This is a genomic window from Burkholderia pseudomultivorans (assembly GCF_001718415.1).
GTDB classification, from domain to species: Bacteria; Pseudomonadota; Gammaproteobacteria; order Burkholderiales; family Burkholderiaceae; genus Burkholderia; species Burkholderia pseudomultivorans_A.
The window spans coordinates 2,305,880-2,326,641 of record NZ_CP013377.1 but is presented as its reverse complement, the minus strand read 5'-3'; the positions used below and the strand labels follow the sequence as shown (position 1 = coordinate 2,326,641).

The following is a 20,762-nucleotide window of genomic DNA, read 5'->3' as shown; positions in this document are numbered from 1 at the left end:
AGCCATTCCATGCTGAAGGAAACCTATCCGTACTACCTGGCCAACGAGGCCGTCTACGCGAATACCGATCTCGAAGTCACCGACAAGTACAGCGGCAAGGTCGCGACGCGCGTCGCGCTGGCCGACGCGAAGGCGATCGATGCGGCGATCGGCGCGGCGGTCGAGGCCGCGAAGCCGATGCGCGAGCTGCCCGCGTTCAGGCGGCAGGCCGTGCTCGACCACTGCGTCGCGCGTTTTCGCGAGCGCTTCGACGAACTCGCCGAAGCGCTGTGCATCGAGGCCGGCAAGCCGATCAACGACTCGAAGGGCGAGGTGACGCGGCTGATCGATACGTTCCGCGTCGCCGCCGAGGAGTCGGTGCGCATCGACGGCGAAGTGATCAACCTCGAGATCTCGGCGCGCGCGCAGGGCTATACCGGCTATACGCGCCGCGTGCCCATCGGGCCGTGCTCGTTCATCTCGCCGTTCAACTTCCCGCTGAACCTCGCCGCGCACAAGGTCGCGCCGGCGCTCGCGGCCGGCTGCCCGTTCGTGCTGAAGCCCGCGAGCCGCACGCCGATCGGCGCGCTGATCATCGGCGAAGTGCTGGCCGAAACCGACCTGCCGAAGGGTGCGTTCTCGGTGCTGCCCGCGCATCGCGACGGCGCGGACCTGTTTACGACCGACGAGCGTTTCAGGCTGCTGTCGTTTACCGGGTCGCCGGCCGTCGGCTGGGCGCTGAAGGAGAAGGCCGGCAAGAAGAAAGTCGTGCTGGAGCTCGGCGGCAACGCCGCGGCGATCGTGGACGCGGACCAGCGCGAGCAGCTCGACTACGTGGTCGAGCGTCTCGCGTTCGGCGCGTTCTACCAGTCGGGCCAGAGCTGCATCGGCGTGCAGCGGATCCTCGTGCATGCCGATCTCTACGACGCGCTGCGCGACAAGCTGGCCGCGAAGACGCGTGCGCTGAAGATGGGCGACCCGAAGGACCCGTCGACCTTCGTCGGCCCGATGATCTCCGAATCCGAATCGCGCCGGCTGTCGGGCTGGATGGACGCGGCCGTCGCGGCGGGCGCGAAGATCGTCGCGGGCGGCAAGGTCGACGGCGCGATGTTCGAGGCGACGCTGCTCGAGAACGTCGGCCGCGAGCAGGATCTTTACCGGAAGGAGGCGTTCGGCCCGGTCGCGATCCTCGAGAAGTTCGACCGGTTCGACGATGCGCTCGCGCGCGTAAACGACAGCGACTTCGGGCTGCAGGCCGGCGTGTTTACCGATTCGCTCGCGCACGCGCAGCGCGCGTGGGACGAGCTGGAAGTCGGCGGCGTGGTGATCAACGACGTGCCGTCGTTCCGCGTCGACAACATGCCGTACGGCGGCGTGAAGGACTCGGGGCTCGGCCGCGAAGGGATCCGCTACGCGATCGAGGACATGACCGAACCGCGCCTGATGGTCGTGCGGCGCCGGTGACGCGCGGCGCGGCAACACGACGGCACGCGGGCTGGCCGCGTGCCGTTTTTCATGCCGGGCGCGCCGGCCTGGCGCCCGCCGCCGCGTGCAGCAGCCCTGACGATCTCGACTGCATGCACGGCCTCGTGATGTAATCGCGCGAAACGCCGGCCGGGATACGCCCCGGGCGGGCCGCGCATTCATTCGTCACAAGGTCGTTTCATGTCCAACGTCTCGGCATTCAAGCTGGTTTTGTTGTCATTCCTGGCGATCGTCGCGCTCGAATGCATCGCCAAGCGGCTGCGCCTGCCGCCCGCCGCCGCGCTGCTGGTCGGCGGCATCGGCATCGCATTCATTCCCGGCCTGCCGCCCGTCAACCTCGATCCCGACCTGGTGCTCGTCGTGTTCCTGCCGCCGCTGCTGATGGACGGCGCGTATTTCTCCGTGTGGGAGGAGTTCAAGCGCAACGTCGGCGGGATCCTGCTGCTCGCGATCGGCGCGGTCGCGTTCACGACGCTGGCGGTCGGTCTCGCGGTGCACTGGGCCGTGCCGTCGCTGCCGTGGGCCGCGTGCTTCGCGCTCGGCGCGATCGTGTCGCCGCCCGACGCGGTGGCGGCGAAGGCCGTGCTCGAACGCGTCGCGCTGCCGCGCCGGCTGATGGTGCTGCTCGAAGGCGAGAGCCTGCTGAACGATGCGGCGGGCCTCGTGCTGTTCCGTATCGCGATCGCGGCCGCGATGACGGGCGTCTTCAGCGCCGGCCATGCGGTGGTCGGCTTCCTGGAGCTCGGGCTCGGCGGCGTGGTGGTCGGCTTCGTGGTCGGCCGGCTGATCGTATGGTTCCTCAAGCTGCTCGACGACGACTACCTGGTGATCACCGTCGCGGTGCTCGCCGGCTGGATCGCGTATATCGCCGGCGAAATGGCCGAGGTGTCGGGCGTGATCGCGACCGTGACGGCCGGCATGATCGTCGGCTGGCACCAGCACGAGGTGTTCTCGGCCGCCGTGCGCACGCGCGGCACCGCGTTCTGGCAGGTGATCGTGTTCCTGCTCGAGGCGCTGGTGTTCGTGCTGATCGGGCTGTCGCTGCGCGGCGCGATGCAGCGCCTCGGCGGGTTCGAGCAGGTGCTCGCGACGATGCTGCCGCCGGTGGGCGCGGTGCTGGCGGCGGTGATCCTGTCGCGCTTCGTCTGGATCTATGCGGTCGAGGCGCTGAAATGGCCGGTGCGCGGGCTTGCGCGGCGCGTCGACGCGCCCGACTGGAAGGCCGCGACGATCATGAGCTGGGCCGGCATGCGCGGCGTCGTGACGCTCGCGATCGCGCTGTCGCTGCCCGACGCGATGCCGGGCCGCGACCTGATCCTGGTCGCCGCGTTCGCGGTGATCCTCGTCACGGTGCTGCTGCAGGGCACGACCATCGGGCCGCTGATCCGGATGCTGCGCCTGCCGCCCCGGGAACAGCGCGCCACCCATCACCTGACCGAGCCGCAGACCTGGGCCTACATCGAAGCGGCGCAGCTCGCGGCGATCCAGCCGCTGGTGCGCGACGAGAACGGGGTCGTGATTCATCCGCGCCTGCTCGAGCAGTACACCTACCGCGCGCAACTGACCGAGCGGGCGAAGAACGAGCCCGAGTATCCGGCGGAGGTGCGCGCCGCGCACTACGACGTGGTGCTGGCCGCGATCCGCGCCGGGCGCGCGGAACTGTTGCGCCTGCACCGTTCGAACCGCATCCACGACGAGATGCTGCACGCGCTCGAACGCGATCTCGACCTGCAGGAAGTGTCCGCGCAGCACGCCCGCGGCTAGGCCGCCGCGGCCGGATCCAGCCCCGAAACGGCCGTGCGACGCGCACGCTGCGGCGTGCGCGTTTGCACGCCGTGCGTCGCGGCCTGCGTCGTTCCCGGCCGCCGGGCGCTCCCGCCCCCCGATTCCGGAAATGATCAGATTTATCTGATTCCGGCTGTTTCCGCATATTTGGCAAAACTAAACCGGAAGGAGATAGATGCTGTGTTCTAATTTCATTTAGAATCAGCCGGTTATCTTTATTGAGAGAAAGCGTGCGGAGGTAATGCGATCGCCGACGGGGAAAAACGGCGCTCGGAGCCCCGCGAGGCAACGCTGATGGGCCAGATCGGCAAAAACAGGCGGACCTCTCAACCGCCAAAATAAGATGGCGTACAAGTCGGATAAACAACTCCTATGAAAGAATCGATTGGAGATTGGGCGTTTGAAACTGTATTTATGAAAGAATCGATCGGTGAAAATGCCTCGGATTGTCTGGAGTCGGGGCTATCGGTCCTGCTCGTCGACGATCAGCCGTTCGTCGGCGAGGTGATCCGGCGTGCGCTGCGCAGCGAACACGACATCGACCTGCACGTGTGCACCGATGCGCACCGTGCGATGGCGGTCGCACGCGACGTGAAGCCGACGGTGATCCTGCAGGATCTCGTGATGCCCGACATCGACGGCCTCGATCTCGTGCGCGCGTGGCGCGCGGACGCCGAAACCGCACGTGTGCCGATCATCGTGCTGTCGGCGAAGGAAGAGCCGATCGTCAAGCGCGAAGCGTTCATCGCCGGCGCGAACGACTATCTCGTCAAGCTGCCCGACGCGATGGAACTGGCCGCGCGCATCCGCTATCACTCGAATTCGTATCTGATGTCGCGGCAGCGCGACGAGGCGCTCGACTTCCTGTCGCACGACATGCGCTCGCCGCAGACGTCGATTCTGGCGCTGCTCGATGTCTACCGGGCCGAGCACGGCGACATGCCGGCGATCATGGAGCGGATCGCGGGCCATGCGCGGCGCGCGCTCGCGCTCGCCGACGGCTTCATCCACCTGACCCGCGCGCAGTCCGAGCGCCGCGCGCACGAGGTCGTGAGTCTCAACGAGATCGTGCTCGACGCCGTCGACCAGCTGTGGGAGAAGGCCGCCGGGTTCGGCAGCCGCGTCGTCGCGCACGTGCCCGACGCAGAATGCGTGACGATGGGCGACCGCATGATGCTGACGCGCGCGGTCGCGAACCTGATCGACAACGGGCTGAAATACGGCCCGAGCGGCGCGGACGTGCACTGCACGCTGAGCGAAGAGGACGGCGCGTGGCTGATCGGCGTCGAGGATGCCGGCCCCGGCATCGCGCCCGAGCAACGCACGGCCGCGACCGAGTCGTTCGTGCGGCTCGAATCCGCGCATGGCGCGGCGCGCAGCGGTTTCGGGCTCGGGCTCGCATTCGTGCGCGCGACCGCGGCGCGGCATCGCGGCCAGATCCTGATGCGCAATTCCGCGCGCGGCTTCATGGTCGCGCTCCGGCTGCCGGCACAGGCGGAACGGTGATTTTCCGGGGCGGCCTGCCGGCGCCGCGCCGATCCCGATGCGTTCGCGGCGCGCCCTCCGGCGCGTACGCGGGCGCGGATTTTTTCAACGCAAGACACTAGAAAGTCCATAACGAACATGGCCACCGTGACGCCCCGCGCGAACAATGAAAGCCTGCCTCCGACGATCGGCGCCGTCCGGCTGACGCTCGGCAATCGCATCCTGCTCAGCTTCGGCGTGCTGTTCGTGCTGATGCTGGTGACCGCCGGCGTGTCGTACGAGCGGCTGCGCGCGATCAACAGCGAGGCCGTCAGCATCGAGCGCGACTCGCTGCCCGGCGTCTATCTCGCGGCGTCGCTGCGCGGCACCGTCAACGAAACCTTCATGGCGCTGCAGCAGGCGACCTTCGTCGACACGGAGCCCGACGCGGTCCAGCGCGATTTCGCGCGGATCGCCGCGCTGACGAAGGACATCGACGGGCTGACGGCCGACTATCAGGCGACGACGTTCCGCGACGACGATCGCAACCGCTTCGCGACCTTCCGCGCGTCGTACGACCGCTACCTGCCGCTGCTGAACGACGCGATGCAGAAGGGCCGTGCGTCGCACGACGAGGCCGTCGCCGCTTACGCGAGGGCGCTGCCCGTGTGGACCGAGGTCGTGCGCAACGCGAACACGCTGGTGCAGGAGAACCGCAAGTTCGCCGACCAGTCCGCGAAGCTGATCCGCAATTCGGTGCAGGACACCGAGGTGGTGCTCGCGGTTGCGCTGGCGATCGTGCTGCTGTCCGCGCTCGGGCTCGGCTACGGGCTGTTCCGGTCGATCACGCGGCCGATGGCGCGGCTCGTCGAGGTGCACGACGTGATGCGCACCGGCAACCTGACGCGCCGTCTCGACCTGCGGCGCCGCGACGAATTCGGCACGCTCGAGACGGGCTTCAACCGGATGGCCGACGAGCTGACCGAGCTGGTCTCGCGCGCACAGCAGTCGTCGCTGCAGGTGACGACGTCGGTGGCCGAGATCGCCGCGACGTCGCGCGAACAGCAGGCGACCGCGAACGAGACCGCGGCGACCACGACCGAGATCGGCGCGACCTCGCGCGAGATCTTCGCGACCTCGCGCGACCTGCTGCGCACGATGAACGAGGTGGCCGGCGTGGCCGAGCAGTCGGCGACGCTCGCGGGCGTGAGCCAGAGCGGGCTCACGCGGATGGGCGAGACGATGCGCAGCGTGATGGATGCGGCCGGCTCGGTGAACGCGAAGCTCGCGATCCTCAACGAGAAGGCGCTGAACATCAACCAGGTCGTCGCGACCATCACCAAGGTGGCCGACCAGACCAACCTGCTGTCGCTGAACGCGGCGATCGAGGCCGAGAAGGCCGGCGAATACGGCCGCGGCTTCGCGGTCGTCGCGACCGAGATCCGCCGCCTCGCCGACCAGACGGCGGTGGCGACCTACGACATCGAGCAGACCGTCAAGGAGATCCAGTCGGCCGTGTCGGCCGGCGTGATGGGAATGGACAAGTTCTCCGAGGAAGTGCGGCGCGGGATGCTCGACGTGCAGCAGGTCGGCGGACAGTTGTCGCAGATCATTGCCGAGGTGCAGACGCTCGCGCCGCGCTTCCAGATGGTCAACGAAGGGATGCAGACGCAGGCGAACGGCGCCGAGCAGATCACGCAGGCGCTGTCGCAGCTGTCCGAAGCCGCGCAGCAGACGGCCGAGTCGCTGCGGCAGTCGTCGCAGGCGATCGACGACCTGACGCTCGTCGCGAACCAGTTGCGCACCAGCGTGTCGCGCTTCAAGGTCGACGCGTGATGCGCGCCGAGTCGCAGAACGGCGCGCAGGCGCTGTTCCTGATGTTCGAGCTCGACGGCGAGCGGTATGCGCTCGATGCCGCCGGCATCGACGCGGTGCTGCCGCTCGCGGCCACCAAGGCCGTGCCCGGCGCGCCCGACTGGATCGCCGGGCTGCTGATGCACGGCGGCCAGCCGGTGCCGGTGATCGACGTGCCGATGCTGGCGCTCGGGCGGCGCGCGCATGCGCTGCGCTCGACCCGGCTGGTGATGGTGCGGTATCGCTCCGGCCCGACCGCGGCCGAGCACCTGATCGGGCTGATCGTCGAGCGCGCGACGCAGACGATGCGGATCGATCGCGCGGCGTTCCGCGCGAGCGGCGTGTCGACGCTGCGCACGCGCTGGCTCGGTCAGGTCGCCAATACGCCCGACGGCATCGTGCAGCAGGTGTCGGTCGCCGACCTGCTCGACGACGTCGCGCGCCTGCATCTGTTCGACAGCGTGGCCGACCACGAAGGGGGAGCCGCATGAACGACTTCGATTCGCGTTTTCGCGGCTGGCTGCTGCGCGAGACCGGCATCGACCCCGATTCGCTCGGCAACGATTTCCTGATTCGCGCGGTGACCGAGCGCGTGCACGCGGTGCAGGCCGCGGACGGCGAACGCCTGCCGTCGACGGCGCGCGCGCCGGTGACGCCGGAAGCGCTCGACGCGTACTGGCAGCGGTTGAACGGATGTGCGGACGAGCGGCGCGCGCTGATCGAGCTGTTCGTCGTGCCGGAAACCTGGTTTTTCCGCGACCGCGAAGCGTTCGCGACGGTCGGCCGGCTCGCGGTCGAGCGCGTCGCGGCGGCGCCCGGACGCGTGATTCGCGTGCTGAGCGCGCCGTGCTCGACCGGCGAGGAACCGTATTCGGTCGCGATGGCGCTGCTCGACGCGGGGCTCGACCCGTCCGCGTTCTCGATCGACGCGATCGACCTGAGCGCGCGCGCGATCGAGCACGCGCGCGTCGGCAGTTACGGGCGCAATGCGTTTCGCGGCACCACGATGGAGTTTCGCGCGCGCTATTTCGCGGCCACGCCGGACGGCTGGCTGCTCGACGAGCGCGTGCGCGCATGCGTGCAGTTCCGCCATGCGAACCTGATGGAGCCGCTGGCGGACACCGGCATCCGCTACGACTTCGTGTTCTGCCGCAACGTGCTGATCTATTTCGACCGCGACGCGCAGGATCGCGTGATCCGCTCGCTCGACGACTGTCTCGCCGACGACGGCATGCTGTTCGTCGGCCCGGCGGAAACCGGCGTCGCGATGCGGCACGGGATGCGTTCGGCGCGGATTCCGCTCGCGTTCGCGTTTCATCGCGAACGCGCCGGCGCGGCCGTCGACGGTTGCGCGACGCGACGCGCGGCGCCGATGCCCGCGGCGGCGGCTGCGCCGCACCGGCGCGCGGACCGCTTCACGGTCGCGCCGGTCGCCGCCGTGCACACGGCGCGGGCCGTGGCGTCGCCGCCGGCCTGGCTCGACGACACGCCGTCGCCGCTGCCCGCGTCGCCTGCACTGCGAACGGCCTTCGACCCGGCGCCGGCCGTAGTGCTGCCGGCGAATCCGGCGGCGCCGGTCGCCGACGTCGTCGCGCCGACGCTCGAGGAAGCGCAGGCGCTCGCGAACGCGGGCGCATTCGACGAAGCCGAGCGCGTGCTCGCGCAGTTCTCGGCGCGCGTCGGGCCGCATGCCGACGCGTTCTACCTGAACGGACTGATCGCGGACGCGCGCGGGCGCGCCGCGGAAGCGAGCGATTTCTATCGCAAGGCGCTGTATCTGCGGCCCACGCACCACGAGGCGCTCACGCATCTTGCGACGCTGCTCGACGTCGGCGGCGATCGCGCCGGCGCACAATGGCTGCTCGAGCGTGCGCGGCGCTCGGCGGGATAAACCTGAAAAAGGGTGGGGGCCAACACCGGATGACCAGAGGAACACATGAACCGCGACGCCGTTGCGCCTGACGATACTACGATCGACGTCGACGATTGCTGGAACCGCATCGGCACGCGCGGCGACCGTTCGTGCGAGCGGCTGGACGATTGCCTGCGCTGCCTGAATTGCCCGGTCTATGCGGATCACGCGGCCAGGCTGCTCGAACGGCCGCTCGACGCCGCCGAGATGGCCGAAGCCGCGCGCCGCATGAGCGGCTTCGACACGGCGCATGCGCACGCGGCCGACGGCGAGGCGCGCCATGCGGCGCTGGCGTTTCGCGTCGCCGACGAATGGCTCGCGCTGCCGATTGGCGTGCTGCGCGAGATCGCCGGCACGCGCCCCATTCACTCGCTGCCGCATCGCCGTCATTCGGCCGTGCGCGGCGTGGTCAATATTCGCGGCACGCTGCGCATCGCGATCTCGATCGGCGCGCTGCTCGGCCTCGACGCCGGCGGTAACGGCGGCAGAGTTGACGGCGGCGCGAGCGGCCGCGACGACGGTCGTTTCACGCGGCTGCTGGTCGCCGCGCATCACGGCGAGCCGGTCGTGTTCCCGGTCGACGAAGTCGAGGGCGTGCTGCGCTTCGGCGCCTCCGACTGGGTGCCGGTGCCCGCGACGGTCGGGCGCGCGAGCGCGGGCCTGTCGCGCGGCGTGCTGTCGTGGCGCGGCAAGTCGGTGGGCCTGCTGGACGACGACCGCCTGTTCGACGCGGTGACACGGAGCATGCGATGAGCGGCGATGACGACCTGAGCCACCTGTCGCTGCTCGAACTGTATCGCGAGGAAACGCGCACGCAGACGCAGGCGCTGTCCGAGCGCCTGCTCGCGCTCGAATCGGGCGAACCCGATTCCGTCGCGCTGGAAGCCTGCATGCGCGCCGCGCATTCGCTGAAGGGCGCCGCGCGCATCGTCGGCGTGCCGCTCGGCGTCGATATCGCCGGGCGCATGGAGGAGTGCTTCGTCGCCGCGCAGGCCGGCACGATCGCGCTGACGGCCGCGCACGTCGACGTGCTGCTGGCCGGCGTCGACCTGCTGGTGCGGGTGGCCGATCCGCAGGCGCAGCCCGTGTCGCCGGGCGAGATCGACGCGTTCGCGGCCGCGCTGAAGGGGGCGGACGGCGCGCAGACGATGCAGCTGCCGGCGGCCGTGCCGCCGTCGCCGCAGCCGCCGCCCGTCGTGCCGTACCGCGAGCACGAGAGCGCCGCGAACGAGTCCGTCGGCGCCGGCGCGCCGATGCCGCCGCTGGCCGTGTCGGGCGCGCTGCCCGATCCGGTCCAGGCCGGCCGTGCGGCCGGTGCGGGCGCGATGCGCCGCGTGCGTGCGGATACGCTGAACCGGCTGCTGAGCCTGTCCGGCGAATCGCTGGTCGAATCGCGCTGGCTCAAGCCGTTCGCCGAATCGATGCTGCGCGTGAAGCGCGCGCAGCGCGACGCCGCGCGCGCGCTGGACCTGGTCTGCGAGCAGTTCACCGACGATCTCGACGCGGGCGTGCTCGCGTCGATGAACGAAGTGCGGCACATGCTGAACGACCTGCAGCGCTCGTTCGCCGAGCGGATGGACGAGTTCGACCGCTTCGAGCGGCGCAGCACGCATATCGCCGAGCAACTGTACGACGAGGCGCTGCAATGCCGGATGCGGCCGTTCGGCGATGCGACGCGCGCGTATCCGCGCATCGTGCGCGACCTCGCGCGCTCGCTCGGCAAGCAGGTGCGCTTCTCGATCGTCGGCGAGGGCACGCAGGTCGACCGCGACATCCTCGACCTGCTCGACGCGCCGCTCGGCCATCTGCTGCGCAACGCGATCGATCACGGCGTCGATTCGCCCGACGCGCGGCGCGCGCGCGGCAAGCCGGTCGAGGCGAGCGTCACGCTGGAAGCGCGTCACAGCGCGGGCTCGCTGCTGGTCAGCGTGATCGACGACGGCCCGGGCGTCGACATGGACGCGCTGCGCGCGGCCGTCGTGCGCCAGCGGCTGACCGACGACGAGACGGCCGCGCGGCTGTCCGATCCGGAACTGCTCGAATTCCTGCTGCTGCCGGGCTTCTCGATGCGCGACGCGGTCACCGACGTGTCGGGCCGCGGCGTCGGCCTCGACGCCGTACAGGAGATGGTGCGCGGCGTGCGCGGCGCGGTGCGGATCTTCAACGAGCCGGGCGCGGGGATGCGCTTCGTGCTGCAGCTGCCGCTCACGCTGTCGGTGATCCGCAGCCTGCTGGTCGAGGTCGGCGGCGAGCCGTATGCGTTTCCGCTCGCGCACGTGCGTCGCACGCTCGAACTCGCGCTCGACGACATCGACGTGCTCGAAGGGCAGCCGCATTTTCCGTTCGACGGCCGGCGTGCGGGCCTCGTCGCCGCGCACCAGCTGCTCGACGCGGGCGAGCCCGATGCGGCGCGCGCGAGCACGGCGGTCGTGGTGGTCGGCGGCGAGCCCGAGCTGTACGGCGTCGCGGTCGACCGGTTCCTCGGCGAACGGATGCTGGTCGTGCAGCCGCTCGACAGCCGCCTGCACAAGATCCAGAACATCGCGGCCGGCGCGCTGCTCGAAAACGGCGATCCGGTGCTGATCGTCGACGTCGAGGACCTGATCCGCTCGGTCGACAAGCTGGTGCGCGGCGGCCAGCTCGCGAAGCTGACGCACAACCCGCAGCTCGCGCTGGCCGACCGCCGCCGCCGCGTGCTGGTCGTCGACGATTCGCTGACGGTGCGCGAACTCGAGCGCAAGCTGCTGGAAAAGCGCGGCTACGACGTGACCGTCGCGGTCGACGGGATGGACGGCTGGAACGCGGTGCGCAGCGAGGCGTTCGACCTCGTCGTCACCGACGTCGACATGCCGCGCATGGACGGCATCGAGCTCGTCACGCTGATCAAGAACGATCCGATGCTGCAGCGCGTGCCGGTGATGATCGTGTCGTACAAGGACCGCGACGAGGATCGCCGCCGCGGGCTCGACGCCGGCGCCGACTACTACCTCGCGAAGAGCAGCTTCCACGACGAGGCGCTGCTCGACGCGGTGCACGACCTGATCGGAGACGCGCGCGGATGAACATCGGCATCGTCAACGATCTGCCGCTGGCGGTCGAGGCGCTGCGGCGCGTGATCGCGCTGCGGCCCGACCATCGCGTGCTGTGGGTGGCGACCGACGGCGACGAGGCCGTGGATTTCTGCGTCGCGCATCCGCCGGACCTCGTGCTGATGGATCTCGTGATGCCGAAGGTCGACGGCGTGGCCGCGACGCGCGCGATCATGGCGCGTGCGCCGTGCGCGATCCTGATCGTGACCGCGAGCGTCAGCGCGAACACGTCGTCGGTGTACGAGGCGATGGGCGCGGGCGCGCTCGACGCGGTCGATACGCCGACGCTCGCGCTCGGCCTCGCGAGCGATGCGTCGCCGCAGCCGCTGCTCGCGAAGATCGACCAGATCGGTCGCCTGCTCGAAAGCCGTACGGCGGCCCTCGTGCCGCCCGGGCCGGCGCCTGCGCCGGGCCAGCCGACGCTCGTCGCGATCGGCGCGTCCGCCGGCGGCCCGACCGCGCTGACCGCGCTGCTGCGCGTGCTGCCGGCCGATTTCCCGGCCGCGATCGTGATCGTCCAGCACGTCGACCAGGCGTTCGCGCTCGGCATGGCCGAGTGGCTCGACGGCTATACGCGGCTGCCGGTGCGCGTCGCGCGGCAGGGCAACGTGCCGTGCGCGGGGGAGGTGCTGCTCGCGGCGACCAACGACCACCTGTACCTGTCGCCGCGCGGCGTGCTCGGCTATACGCGCCATCCGGCCGACACGCCGTACCGGCCGTCGATCGACGTGTTCTTCAACAGCGTCGCCGACGGCTGGCAGGGCGATGCGCTCGGCGTGCTGCTGACCGGCATGGGGCGCGACGGCGCGCTCGGGCTGAAGGCGATGCGCGCGAAGGGCTGCTACACGATCGCGCAGGACGAGGCGACCAGCGCCGTCTACGGGATGCCGAAGGCGGCTGCCGCGATCGGCGCGGCGTCGGCGATCCTGCCGCTCGACCGGATCGCGCCTCAGCTGATTTCGCGCGTGACGCGCTGCGCGTCGCGCGGCTAGAGCCCGCCGCCGACCGCGGGCATGCGCCGGCCGTCGGCAGGGGCCGGTGCACGGGCCCGCGCATTGCCCGCGCTGCGCGGCGTCGCGTACAATCGTCGGCTGCGGAGATGGCATGCCTCCCTGCGGTCGCCGGCGGCGCGTGGCGCGCGGCCCGGACCCTCAACCGCCGGTGCGTCCGGCTGATGATGCCTGCGTGTTCCTGGGTGACAGGAGGTCGCAGGCCGTCCATGCGGCGTTCTGCCGCCCGGGTTTGATGCTCTGTCGAATCTGGAAATCATGTTTTTCACCACTTCTGCGGATCTTCTCGCGACCGTGCGCTACGTGTGCCGCTGGCTCGCACTGTCGGTCCTGCTCGGCGCGCTGGCCGGCACGGCTTCCGCGCTGTTCCTGATCGCGCTCGATTGCGCGACCGGCACACGCGTCGCGCATCCCTGGCTGCTGTGGGGGCTGCCCGCAGCCGGTTTCGCAACCGGCTGGGTCTACCATCGTTTCGGCCAGTCGGTCGCGCGCGGCAACAACCTGCTGATCGACGAGATCCACGACCCGAAGGCACTGGTGCCGAAGCGGATGGCGCCGCTCGTGCTGGTCGCGACCGTCGTCACGCATCTGTTCGGCGGGTCGGCCGGGCGCGAGGGCACGGCCGTGCAGATGGGCGGCGCGCTGGCCGACCGCGTCACGCACGTGTTTCGCCTCGATCGCGAACATCGGCGCGTGCTGCTGATGGGCGGGATCGCGGCCGGTTTCGCGTCGGTGTTCGGCACGCCGCTCGCCGGCGCGGTGTTCGGGCTCGAGGTGCTTGCGATCGGACGCGTGCGCTACGACGCGCTGCTGACCTGCGTCGCGTCGGCGATCGTCGCCGACGTCGTGTGCCGCGCGTGGGGTGTGCACCACACCGCGTATGCCATTCCGTTCGTGCCGGCCGTGTCGGCGACGGGGCTGGCGGCAACCGTCGTCGCGGGGATCGCATTCGGCGTGGTCGGCCGGCTGTTCGCGCATGCGACGCATGCGCTGACCGCGTGGTTCCGGCGCGCGATCCGCTATGCGCCGCTGCAGCCGGTGCTCGGGGGCGCACTGGTCGCGGCGGCCGCCACCGCGCTGAACGTGCCGCAGTATCTCGGCCTCGGCGTGCCGACGATCGAGGCGGCGTTCCACGGGCCGCTGCCGGCTTACGACTTCGCGGGCAAGTTCGCGTTTACGGTGGTCACGCTGGCGTCGGGGTTCAAGGGCGGCGAGGTGACGCCGCTGTTCTATATCGGCGCGACGCTCGGCAACGCGCTCGGCCAGGTGCTCGCGCTGCCGGTGCCCGTGCTCGCCGGGCTCGGCTTCGTCGCGGTATTCGCGGGCGCGGCCAATACACCGATCGCATCGACGATCATGGCGATCGAATTGTTCGGCGCGGATATCGGCGTGTACGCGATCGTCGCGTGCGTGGTCGCCTATCTGTTTTCCGGGCACGCGGGGATCTATCGCGCGCAGCGGGTGGCGGTGGGCAAGGGCGCGCGGGTGGAGACGGAGTGACCGGGCGGGCGGCGCCCGCGCGCGATCCGGCGCGGCCGTCCGGTTGCTTGGCGGAGGCTTCCCGGCTCGCCGGTGCACCGCCGTGGCCGGCAGACGAAAAAAGGCCGTGCTCCCGGCACGGCCCCGATCCCGACGACGATCCGGCCGGCGTCGGCGGCCGAAACGCTACCGCCGGGCCGTCCGTCGTCACGCTTGCGCCGGCTCGCCGAGCGGCCCGGCCGAGTCGTCGGCGGTGCGGCGCGGCGTGTCGATCAGCCCCTTCGCCAGCTCCAGCGCCTGCCGCTCGAACAGGCGCCGGTACACGCCGCCGTCGATCCGGATCAGCGCATCGTGGTTGCCTTCCTCGATCACCTTGCCGCGATCGAGCACCAGCAGGCGATCGAGCGCGCGCACGGTCGACAGCCGATGGGCGACCACCAGCGTCGTGCGCCCGACCATCAGCCGCTCCATCGCCTGCTGGATCAGCACCTCGCTTTCGCTGTCGAGGCTCGACGTCGCTTCGTCGAGGATCAGGATCGGCGCGTCGGCGAGGAACGCGCGCGCGATCGCGACGCGCTGGCGTTCGCCGCCCGACAGCTTGATCCCGCGCTCGCCGACCAGCGTGTCGTAACCGTCCGGCAGCGCCGCGATGAAGTCGTGCGCGCTGGCGAGCCGCGCGGCGCGCTCGATGTCGGCGCGGCTCGCATCCGGACGCGCATACGCGATGTTCTCCGCGAGCGTGCGATGGAACAGCACGGGCTCCTGCTGGACGATCGCGATCTGGCTGCGCAGCGAATCCTGCCGCACCCGCGCGATGTCCTGCCCGTCGATCGTGATGCGGCCGCCCGACACGTCGTACAGGCGCTGGATCAGCTTGATGAACGTGGTCTTGCCGGAGCCCGAATGGCCGACGAGGCCCACGCGCTCGCCCGGCGCGATGCGCATCGAGAAGTCGTCGTACAGCGGCACCGGATGGTTGCCGTAGCGGAACGTCACGTGCTCGAAGCGGATCTCGCCTTCGCCGATGCGGATCGCGGGCGCGCCCGGGCGATCCTCGATGCCGAGCGGCTGGCGCTCGAGCGCGACGAGTTCCTCCATGTCGTTGACCGAGCGCTGCAGGTTGCGGATATGCATCCCGACGTCGCGCAGATAGCCCTGCAGCATGAAGAACATCGTCAGCGAGAACGCGATGTCGCCGACGCTCGCCTCGTCGTTCGCCCACAGCCGCAGCGCGACGCCGATCATCGCCGCCTGCATCGCGACCAGCATCGCGCCCTGCAGCCCGCCGTTGAGCGTGCCGCGCACCCAGGTGCGGCGCGTGCGCTGCCGCCACTTGCCGATCACGCGCGACAGCCGCGCTTCCTCGCGCGTTTCCGCGCCGAACGCCTTGACGACCGCGTTGCAGCTCACCGCGTCCGCGAGCGCGCCGCCCATCCGCGTGTCCCACAGATTGCCGAGCCGCGCGGCCGGCGCGACGATGCCGAGCGACACGGCGACCGTCACCGAGATGTACAGCAGCGAGCCCGCGCCGACGACGAGCCCCATCACCGGCCAGTGCGTGCCGAGCAGCACGGTCGCGCCGAGCAGCATCGTCACCGACGGCAGCAGCGCGATCAGCACCGTGTCGTTCAGCAGGTCGAGCGCCCAGATCCCGCGCGTGATCTTGCGCACGGTCGAGCCCGCGAAGCTGTTCGCGTGCCAGTCGGTCGAGAAGCGCTGCACGCGGTGGAACGACGCGGCGGCGATCTCGCTCATCATCTTCAGCGTGAGCGTGATGATGTTCAGGTAGACGCCTTGCCGCAGCAGCGTCGCGCCGATGCCGAGCGCGGCCAGCGTGCCGAATGCGACGATCGCCGCATGCCATGCGGCGGCGCGCTCGGCCACGCCGCTCGACAGCGCGTCGACGAGGCGGCCGGCGAACAGCGGCGTGAGCACGTCGGCGACGGCGGCGAGCAGCGCGAACGACGCGACCGTGACGATGCGCAGCGGCTGCTTGCGCCAGTAGCGGAACGTGAAGCCGAAGACGGCACGGAATGCCTGGCCGCCCGGACGGGTGGTTTTCTGGGTCATGTATCGTTGCCCGGCGCATCGCGCGACGGGACTTTCCGGTTCGGAGAACAAACGCAACAGCCGGGGCCGCACGGATGCCGCGCGGCGGAACGAAAACGGGCTGTCGGGAAAATGCGCGGGCCGGCGGATTATCGAAACATCCGGGAGCCGGCGCAGACGGCAGGCTGGATCAGCTGTGCCGTGGGACCACGTTCGGGAAGGCTGCTGGCATTCGGAACATCTGCACCTCCCTGAAGTGAACGGTTGAAAGGACGTCGAAAAGACGTGCAAGGATTCTATCAGCAGTGTCCGATCCGCCGCAACGTCCGACGAATGCGGCGTTGCGGCGTCGATACGGTTAGTATTCAGGGTTTCGGCCCTTCTTGCGCGGGCCTGACGCGGTGCGGCGGTGCACACCGGCCGGCGTGCGCGGCGCTTGCGTTTCGGCTTGCGCTGCGTGCCGGGCGGCCCGGCGCGCCGCCCCCCGCGGATTCACCACGAACCATTCCTGAGGAAACGATGAGCGACGTTCAGCAAGGCATCCTGGCTCCGATCGACACGGCGGCCCGATACCTGACCTTCACGATTTCGAACGGCGGCGATGTGCCGGCCGCGCTGGCCGCGCTGCGCGAGATCGTCGACGGGCGCGACACGGTCGTCGGTTTCGGGCACTCGCTGGCGCTGCACCTCGACCGTCGGATTCCGGGCCTGACCGACTATCCGGCGTTCGCGGTGAAGGACCGCGCGCTGCCGGCGACGCCGGCCGACGTGTGGGTCTGGCTGCGCGCCGACGATCGCGGCGAGATCGTGCTGCGCGCGCGGGCGATCGAACGCGCGCTCGCGCCCGCATTCACGCTGCAGGACGCCGTCGACGGGTTCCGCTATTCGAACGATCGCGACCTGTCCGGCTACGAGGACGGCACCGAGAACCCGACCGGCGACGACGCGGTGGCCGCCGCGATCGTCGCGGGGCAGGGCGCGGGGCTCGACGGCGCGAGCTTCGTCGCGGTCCAGCAGTGGCTGCACGACTTCGACCAGATGGAGCGCATCGCGTCCGCCGACATGGACAACATCGTCGGCCGCCGCCGGTCGGACAACGAGGAGCTCGACGACGCGCCGGCGTTCGCGCACGTGAAGCGCACCGCGCAGGAAAGTTTCGAGCCCGAAGCATTCATGCTGCGCCGTTCGTCGCCGTGGTCCGACGCGCGCCGCGCGGGCCTCTACTTCGTCGCGTTCGGCAACTCGTTCCGCGCGTTCGACGTGCAGATGCGCCGCATGAGCGGCGCGGACGACGGGATCGTCGACGGCCTGTTCCGCTTCACGCGGCCGCTGACGGGTGCGTACTTCTGGTGTCCGCCGATGAAGGACGGCAAGCTGGACCTGTCCGCGCTCGGGCTGTAAGCGCGGGATACGCAGTCGCTCGCAAACGGGCGGGCCGCGCGATGCGCCGGTCCGCCCGTTGCGCATTTCGCGCGATCCCGGTCACGCGCCTGCTTTCGCACGCCGCGCGACGGGTGACGCGCATCACGCCAGCGTCGTCTCGATTCGCGTGCCGCGCTTGATGAACAGCGTGACGGGCGTCTTCTCGCAGATTTCCGCGAGACGGGCGCGCTGCGCGTCGTCGAGCGCACCGTCGAGCGTGACGACGCGCCGCACGTACTGCAGGCCTTCGCGATCCGCGTGCAGCTCGGTGCGCACGTCGATGCGCACGGCCGGCCACGACTTGCGCTGCATGTACATGCGCAGCGTCGCGGCCGTGCATTGCGCGAGGCCGGCCAGCACGAACTCGTACGGCGCCGGCCCGGCATCATGGCCGCCTTCGCGCTCGGCTTCGTCGCCGGTCAGCGAATGCGAGCCGGCCTGCAGTCGAACGACATAGTCGGGCGCATCGGCATCGAGGACGGCGGTGGCGTGGATCGACGGCATGGCGAATCTCCGAGGGCGGGAAAGCGGGCGCCGCAGCGCGGCTGCGACGGGCGGAGTCGCCAGCATACCGTTTCGGTCGAACTCGCGTATGCAATGTGCCGCGCAGCGCGGCGGCGCCGCGCAATATTCAGCAGCGACATACCAACGGCCCGCGACAACCTGTAGTAATCCGCCATCATGCTGTCCGAGTCGGCCAACTGGCGCCCCACGCGCAACCCGTTCGGCTAAGATGCCGTCGCTTCATATTTCGAGATAGCCGTCCTGTCGCGTGAATTCAAAATCCAATACCAGCCAGACAGTTCGACGGCAATAAAAGAAGTCGGAACGAGCGGGGGCTTGGCACGTGGATGCAGCAAATCAGCGGTGGGTCGTTATCTATTTGAGCACGGGGTTTTCGTTGGCCCAGGCCGCGCGTCTCGGCGAGGCCTTCAATCTGGCGAATCGCCTGCACGCGTTCGGCGCGGGCTATCAACTGAAGTACGTTTCCGAAAGCGGCGGGCTGCTGCAATCGGCGTCCGGTGTGCGGATCGCCACCGAAGCGCTTAACGACGAACACGCCCGGCGCGTGCTCGCGTTCTTCCATCTGCACGGCGAGCGGGTGGCCGTCAACTGGAACGACGCGCTGCGTCGCCGGCTGGCCGAGGTGCGCGAGCACGCGCGCTCGATCGTCGATGCGATGGACCTGCCGGCGCTCGCCGCGGCGCGGCGCGCGTCGGCGACGCCCGCGCGGCCCGCCGGACGGCATCGCGCGGCGACCGCGACCGAATTGCACGCGGTCGAGACCGACGTGTTCGCCGCGGCGCTCGACATGTTCCGCGTCGACCTCGGCGACAGCGCCGCGCAGGAGATCGCCTGCAACCTGCTGCGGCCGGTCGAGCAGCGCTATGCGCAGTCGATGTGGGCATTCCGCGAACTGAGCGCGAGCCCGTCGATCCGGATGGCGGCGCAGCGTCTGCGCGCGCAGAGCGTGAATCGCATCTCGGTCGCCGATGTCGCGCAGGCCGTCGCGATGAGCGAGCGCAATTTCCTGCGGCGCTTCAAGAACGAGATCGGCGTGACGCCGACCGAGTTCGTACAGCACGTGCGGCTCGAGCGCGCGTGCCACATGCTGGTCCATACGATGCTGCCGGCCGACAAGGTCGCGCGGCGCACCGGCTTCGGCAGCGGCGAGCGGCTGGCGAAGCTGTTCCGCCAGCGCCTGCTGATGTCGCCGACCGAATTTCGCGTCGCCGAGCGGGAGAAGATCCTCGCCCACGACGTCGCAGCGCTGGACCACGCGGGCGAGCCGGCGGCGCACGCGTACGATGCCGAACGGCCGCGCCGCGGCGCGCGGGAGAAAACGGGGCGGATACCCGTAAAATCGCCCTATCGCGATTTCGACTCCCGGCTTCCATGCGCTTCCTCCCCACCACCGCCACAGCTCCGTTCTGTCCGTCGGAAGTAAAGGGCAGCATCACGATCGACGCCGGCGCGTCGCGCTGGCTGAAGCTCAAGCGCTTCTTCGGCCCGGGCCTGCTGGTCGCGATCGGCTACATGGATCCCGGCAACTGGGCGACCGATATCCAGGCCGGCTCGCAGTTCGGCTATGCGCTGCTGTGGGTCGTCGCGTTTTCGAGCATCGCGGCGATCTTCCTGCAGATGCTCGCCGCGCGGCTCGGCCTCGTCGCCGGCAAGGATCTCGCGCAGGCCAGCTACGACCGCTACGGCCCGTTCGGGCGCGCGGTTCAATGGGTGACGGCCGAGGTGTCGATCATCGCGTGCGACATCGCGGAAGTGCTCGGCTGCGCGCTCGCGTTCAAGCTGCTGCTCGGCGTGCCGCTCGCGTGGGGCATCGTGCTGACCGCGCTCGACACGGTGATCGTGCTCGGGTTGCAGGGCAAGGGCTTCCGGCAGATCGAGGCGATCGTGCTCGGGCTGATCGCGACGATGGCGTTCTGCTTCGTCGCGCAGGTCGCGATCACGCCGCCCGACTGGCATGCGGTGGCGCGAGGGCTCGTGCCCGGCGATCCGGGGCATGACCGCAAGGACGCGATCGTGCTCGCGCTCGGCATCGTCGGCGCGACGATCATGCCGCACAACCTCTATCTGCATTCGTCGGTCGTGCAGACGCGGCGCGTGGTCGGCGGCGCGCGCGGCGCGATTCGCGACACGCTCGCCGTCGTACGCGTCGACACCGTCGTGTCGCTGTTCGTCGCGATGCTCGTCAACGCGGCGATCCTGGTCGTCGCGGCGGCGGCCTTCCATGCGACCGGGCAGACCCACGTCACCGACATCGAGCAGGCCTACCAGCTGATTACGCCGATCGCGGGCGGCGCGGCTGCGCTGCTGTTCGGCATCGCGCTGCTCGCGTCCGGGCAGAGCTCGACGCTGACGGGCACGATCGCGGGCCAGGTGATCATGGACGGCTTCCTGCACATGAAGATCCCGTGCTATCAGCGCCGGCTGATTACGCGCGGCCTCGCGCTGGTGCCCGCGCTGATCGGCGTGCTGTGGCTCGGCGACAATTCGGTCGGACAGCTGCTGGTCTGGAGCCAGGTGCTGCTGAGCCTGCAGCTGCCGTTCGCGATGTGGCCGCTGATCCGCTCGGTCGGCGATCGCGCGACGATGGGCGAGCACACGATCGGCCGCGGCACGCGCGCGATCGCGTGGGCGCTGTTCGTCGTCATCACCGGCACCAACCTGCTGCTGATTACCGGTGTCGCAGGCTGATACAGCCTGACACAGGCAGAC

Annotated in this window: 15 protein-coding genes and 1 riboswitch; of the genes, 13 read left to right on the top strand and 2 right to left on the bottom strand. The window is 69.9% G+C overall.

All coding sequences use genetic code 11. The annotated features are described in order from the left end of the window. The first annotated feature begins 9 nt into the window (after positions 1–9). From WS57_RS09970 to WS57_RS09925, 10 genes are all read left to right on the top strand, one after another. On the top strand, positions 10–1,443 hold the full coding sequence (locus WS57_RS09970; protein WP_059519050.1) for an aldehyde dehydrogenase family protein: 1,434 nt from the start codon (positions 10–12) through the stop codon (positions 1,441–1,443). Positions 1,444–1,644: 201 nt separating this feature from the next. Continuing rightward, a complete protein-coding gene (locus WS57_RS09965; protein ID WP_040130283.1) occupies positions 1,645–3,228 on the top strand; it encodes a Na+/H+ antiporter in 1,584 nt (527 codons plus the stop codon). A gap of 393 nt (positions 3,229–3,621) precedes the next feature. After that, positions 3,622–4,755 carry a hybrid sensor histidine kinase/response regulator gene (locus WS57_RS09960; protein ID WP_069244137.1) on the top strand — a complete coding sequence of 378 codons (1,134 nt, stop codon included), beginning with the start codon at positions 3,622–3,624 and terminating at the stop codon, positions 4,753–4,755. 117 nt (positions 4,756–4,872) lie between these two features. Continuing rightward, on the top strand, positions 4,873–6,549 hold the full coding sequence (locus WS57_RS09955) for a methyl-accepting chemotaxis protein (RefSeq protein WP_059519047.1): 1,677 nt from the start codon (positions 4,873–4,875) through the stop codon (positions 6,547–6,549). After that, positions 6,546–7,058 (top strand): chemotaxis protein CheW, encoded by a 513-nt coding sequence (locus WS57_RS09950; protein WP_059519045.1) that lies wholly within the window; start codon positions 6,546–6,548, stop codon positions 7,056–7,058. Before WS57_RS09955 ends, WS57_RS09950 begins: the two co-directional genes overlap by 4 nt. Then, on the top strand, positions 7,055–8,458 hold the full coding sequence (locus WS57_RS09945) for a CheR family methyltransferase (protein WP_059519043.1): 1,404 nt from the start codon (positions 7,055–7,057) through the stop codon (positions 8,456–8,458). Before WS57_RS09950 ends, WS57_RS09945 begins: the two co-directional genes overlap by 4 nt. Positions 8,459–8,503: 45 nt before the next feature. Next, positions 8,504–9,232, top strand: coding sequence for a chemotaxis protein CheW (locus WS57_RS09940; RefSeq protein WP_069244136.1), 729 nt, complete (start codon positions 8,504–8,506; stop codon positions 9,230–9,232). Then, positions 9,229–11,541 carry a hybrid sensor histidine kinase/response regulator gene (locus tag WS57_RS09935; protein ID WP_069244135.1) on the top strand — a complete coding sequence of 771 codons (2,313 nt, stop codon included), beginning with the start codon at positions 9,229–9,231 and terminating at the stop codon, positions 11,539–11,541. Before WS57_RS09940 ends, WS57_RS09935 begins: the two co-directional genes overlap by 4 nt. Beyond that, positions 11,538–12,560: a chemotaxis response regulator protein-glutamate methylesterase gene (locus WS57_RS09930; RefSeq protein WP_059601168.1), complete on the top strand. Its 1,023-nt coding sequence runs from the start codon at positions 11,538–11,540 to the stop codon at positions 12,558–12,560. The genes WS57_RS09935 and WS57_RS09930 overlap by 4 nt, the downstream gene beginning before the upstream one ends. Positions 12,561–12,654: 94 nt before the next feature. Next, a riboswitch (Fluoride riboswitch) is annotated at positions 12,655–12,759 on the top strand. A gap of 77 nt (positions 12,760–12,836) precedes the next feature. Next, the gene (locus WS57_RS09925; RefSeq protein WP_009691040.1) at positions 12,837–14,078 is read left to right on the top strand and encodes a voltage-gated chloride channel family protein; all 1,242 of its coding nucleotides are present in this window, start codon (positions 12,837–12,839) and stop codon (positions 14,076–14,078) included. A gap of 186 nt (positions 14,079–14,264) precedes the next feature. Here the strand turns inward: WS57_RS09925 and WS57_RS09920 are convergent, their stop codons facing one another. Beyond that, positions 14,265–16,127, bottom strand: a complete 1,863-nt coding sequence (locus tag WS57_RS09920) for an ABC transporter ATP-binding protein (protein ID WP_069244134.1) — start codon at positions 16,125–16,127, stop codon at positions 14,265–14,267. Positions 16,128–16,625: 498 nt separating this feature from the next. Here WS57_RS09920 and WS57_RS09915 point away from each other — a divergent pair, with 498 nt between their 5' ends. Next, positions 16,626–17,507, top strand: coding sequence for a Dyp-type peroxidase (locus WS57_RS09915; RefSeq protein ID WP_009691042.1), 882 nt, complete (start codon positions 16,626–16,628; stop codon positions 17,505–17,507). 123 nt (positions 17,508–17,630) lie between these two features. On the opposite strand, the gene WS57_RS09910 is transcribed toward WS57_RS09915, so the two are convergent. Beyond that, complete coding sequence (locus WS57_RS09910) at positions 17,631–18,032, bottom strand: OsmC family protein (protein ID WP_069244133.1); 402 nt, start codon at positions 18,030–18,032, stop codon at positions 17,631–17,633. Between the two features lie 397 nt (positions 18,033–18,429). Between WS57_RS09910 and WS57_RS09905 the strand changes: the two genes are divergently transcribed. Together WS57_RS09905 and WS57_RS09900 are read left to right on the top strand one after the other, a co-directional pair. Further along, positions 18,430–19,476: a helix-turn-helix domain-containing protein gene (locus WS57_RS09905; RefSeq protein WP_069244132.1), complete on the top strand. Its 1,047-nt coding sequence runs from the start codon at positions 18,430–18,432 to the stop codon at positions 19,474–19,476. Continuing rightward, positions 19,425–20,741: an Nramp family divalent metal transporter gene (locus WS57_RS09900; protein WP_069244131.1), complete on the top strand. Its 1,317-nt coding sequence runs from the start codon at positions 19,425–19,427 to the stop codon at positions 20,739–20,741. The genes WS57_RS09905 and WS57_RS09900 overlap by 52 nt, the downstream gene beginning before the upstream one ends. The last annotated feature ends 21 nt before the right edge of the window (positions 20,742–20,762 follow it).

Bases quoted from the DNA above. Each gene is read 5' to 3' on its own strand.
- WS57_RS09970 (WP_059519050.1), top strand. From the start codon at position 10: ATGCTGAAGGAAACCTATCCGTACTACCTGGCCAACGAGGCCGTCTAC.
- WS57_RS09965 (WP_040130283.1), top strand. From the start codon at position 1,645: ATGTCCAACGTCTCGGCATTCAAGCTGGTTTTGTTGTCATTCCTGGCG.
- WS57_RS09960 (WP_069244137.1), top strand. From the start codon at position 3,622: ATGAAAGAATCGATTGGAGATTGGGCGTTTGAAACTGTATTTATGAAA.
- WS57_RS09955 (WP_059519047.1), top strand. From the start codon at position 4,873: ATGGCCACCGTGACGCCCCGCGCGAACAATGAAAGCCTGCCTCCGACG.
- WS57_RS09945 (WP_059519043.1), top strand. From the start codon at position 7,055: ATGAACGACTTCGATTCGCGTTTTCGCGGCTGGCTGCTGCGCGAGACC.
- WS57_RS09940 (WP_069244136.1), top strand. From the start codon at position 8,504: ATGAACCGCGACGCCGTTGCGCCTGACGATACTACGATCGACGTCGAC.
- WS57_RS09935 (WP_069244135.1), top strand. From the start codon at position 9,229: ATGAGCGGCGATGACGACCTGAGCCACCTGTCGCTGCTCGAACTGTAT.
- WS57_RS09930 (WP_059601168.1), top strand. From the start codon at position 11,538: ATGAACATCGGCATCGTCAACGATCTGCCGCTGGCGGTCGAGGCGCTG.
- WS57_RS09925 (WP_009691040.1), top strand. From the start codon at position 12,837: ATGTTTTTCACCACTTCTGCGGATCTTCTCGCGACCGTGCGCTACGTG.
- WS57_RS09920 (WP_069244134.1), bottom strand. From the start codon at position 16,127: ATGACCCAGAAAACCACCCGTCCGGGCGGCCAGGCATTCCGTGCCGTC.
- WS57_RS09915 (WP_009691042.1), top strand. From the start codon at position 16,626: ATGAGCGACGTTCAGCAAGGCATCCTGGCTCCGATCGACACGGCGGCC.
- WS57_RS09910 (WP_069244133.1), bottom strand. From the start codon at position 18,032: ATGCCGTCGATCCACGCCACCGCCGTCCTCGATGCCGATGCGCCCGAC.
- WS57_RS09900 (WP_069244131.1), top strand. From the start codon at position 19,425: ATGCGCTTCCTCCCCACCACCGCCACAGCTCCGTTCTGTCCGTCGGAA.